Here is a 2,938-nt window from a genome sequence, read left to right as displayed (position 1 = left end):
GGTAAAGCTTCAGTTCCACTTTCTCAGGTCTCAGACCGTCCTGGTTGCTGTTGTCATCCCAGGTCTTGGTTCCGCTGATTTCTATTGTTCTTTTTTCTTCCTCATTAGTAATAGAAACTGCCTGTTCTTTCTTACCTTCTGACAAAACAACATCCGTTTTCTGATAAGTTACAGTATAGTTGATACCATTAACATTCGCCTTGCCATCCTTATCTAATGTAAGAATATTACCCTGTGCATCGGTTTCGAATACATAATATATAGTTTCATTTTCTTCACCAAGCGGAAGATTGTTAAATACGACTGATTCAGTTGTTCCAGTTGTAGTACCTGTCAAAGTCAAACTCTTGACTGGTGAATAACGAACAAACTTATTATTCTCATTCCTTGTAAATACTGCGAAATAAAATGTTCTTTCTGTATTCTCAGATTTAAAGGTTTTATTAACTGTAATTTTTCCAGATTCTGGTGTTTTAACCCATACACCAACCTTTGCTGGCTCTGCGATCAAAATACCAGAGGTTTTTCCTTCATCTGTATAACTATAAGCAAAACTATTCCATGCAATATTACTTTCCCCAGTATTTTCTACATATTCCGGAACTTTACCATTAAACTGGATTGTAACAGTCTTTCCTGCTGGAAGTTTGAAATCTGCTGGGAACTGGAAGCGAATCAGTCGATCTCCAGCCTGATATTCATTATGCCATTCTACTGTATCGTTATCCTTTTCAGTAGACCATTCTCCAGCACCATCTCCAATTGTTGTTGACGCATCACTTGAGAATTGTACCGTAACACCCTTAATAGTTGAGCCATCTGCACTTACTACAAGACCTCCATTGTAAGATACTTCAAAAGCACTTCCTCTTCCATAACCAGCAATTACACCAATATCTCCTACATATGGAAGGCGATCGATTACAACCATATTTGCAATTGTTGTAGTAGTTGCTTCATTCTTTACATTCAAGGTATATGTTACATCTTCTCCCTGCATGCCTTCCACATAGTTTTCTGGCATTGGACGGTCACCACTTCCGGTATCATCCTTCGGATCCTTCTTATGATTTGCATGTCTATTATATGCAATAGTCTTTACAGAAGATGTTGCTACACTGGAAAGTGTATAAGATGCGGAATCCTCATATTCCTTATCAAAATCATCCTCACCTGGAACAGTTCCTGGCTCTGTATATCCATGAACAGTCAATTTAGCATGGTTTGTATAGATACCATCCTTAGAATCATCGGTGGATCTTATACTGGTGGCATATTTAATTTCAAGATATTCGCCAGGCTCCAGCTTAAACTCGCTATTCTTTGCCGTGTCAAAATTCCAAGCAATTGTTCCCACTTCAGTGTCTATAGTTGGTTCAACAAATGGAATTTCACGACGTAATGTTCCATCACTTTTACTATAGACTATCATAGTATTTTTATATTCACCATTTTTAGATTTCTGATACTGATATCCGCTAGGTAACGTATCCAGAATAGAATAATTAGTGAGTGCCGCACCTCCGTTTCCATACGTATCATTATTAATTACAAGTTTCCATACAATCTTACTTCCAGCAGTTCCACCAATAGTGGTCAACTGACCATTATAATCTTCTCCTCCTGCATAACATCCTTCAGCAGCCTTTTCGAAAGAAATATGTGTAGTATCTTCTTCTATTGTGAAGTTATCACTGTCACTTGTTTCTGTTCCTACTTTTCCTTCTGAATTAATAAATGGTTTCGTTGCCTTTAAAGTAGCTGTATTTTTGAAAGTTTCAAGGACAAGGGAATCTTTAGAATCCTTCAGTTTCTTATATATTTCTTCGGCTTTTTCTCTTGTCAGTCTCGCCTTATAAAAGATTATTAAACTAATTTTTTCATCGTTATTTCCCTGAACTGCTTTCGAAAACTTAGTTGTTATAGTATTTCCAGAAACACTTACCGAAACTTTTCCCCAGCTGTTTTCTGATTCCCAGGTGTATTTGTTTTTATCTGTTCCAACTTTCACAAGAACATCTTTTGTCTCATCATATTTCGTCCATTCCAGTCCTTCTGGCAAAGTATCTGTAACTACAAAATCATCCGAAACTTGGCTTCCACTTTTTTCTGAAAGATTTTTTACAACTACAGCATAAGGTATTATAAGTTTATTCTGCAAATCCTCTACACTGCTATAATCATCTGGATTTAAAGAAATAGACTTATTCAAATTATCTGGTTCAAAAGAATTTCCCTCGCCCAGACTTCCGCCTGCATATTTAAACACATCCAGTTTTCCATCTGCGCTCCCATATTCCACAGAAGTCACAGGCTCACGTCCATTAATTGAAACCTGATTATACGAATCTTTAAAATTATCTTTCAGTTTCAATTTGTAAGACAAAACCAGTTTTCCCTTCGGTTCAATGCAGAAGCCATCTATTTTTTTAATCACATCCGCATTCTTTTGCGAATTTTTATTAGATGTAATCAGGAAACTAAAATCTTTTACATCCCACTTATTTATAACCAATTCATCGCCTTTATTAATTCCTTTTACACCTTCGGCTTCTTCCACTGTTAAAATTAATTGATAATTATTATTTGCATCATCTACTTGATGCGTTGTATCACTGCTATTATCCTTATTTACCAGAGTGTCTTTTCCATATACTTCTGTGATATTACTCTCTCCAGTATTGGTAATGGTAATTTTATAAGTAAGAACATCCCCTCTTGAAACAATTCCTGGATTAGGCAAAGGATTTCCATCTTTATCATATACTACTTTTGTTTCCGTAATGTCCCCTTGACTTGGTTCTACTACAACCTCAGAATCTGATTTATGATTTTCATCGATTTCTGCTGTATTTTTAACTTTAACAAAGCCAGTCTCTACTTTCGGCATCGTCGCCCAAACATTAACGGATGCAGATTCACCAGCATTAAAAGTTCC

Annotated in this window: 1 protein-coding gene; it reads right to left on the bottom strand. The window is 36.2% G+C overall.

What is annotated here, in order from left to right:
* Positions 1 to 2,938 (bottom strand): Cna B-type domain-containing protein (locus AB5706_RS07690; protein ID WP_368365974.1); only part of this gene is annotated, 2,938 nt, incomplete at both ends.

The sequence above is a fragment of the Ruminococcus sp. RTP21484sp1_RTP21277st1_D2_RTP21277_210401 genome (genome assembly GCF_040924225.1).
Lineage (GTDB): Bacteria > Bacillota > Clostridia > Lachnospirales > Lachnospiraceae > Blautia_A > Blautia_A faecis.
The sequence above is the reverse complement of the archived record's forward strand: the minus strand, read 5'-3'. Positions and strand labels throughout refer to the sequence as shown.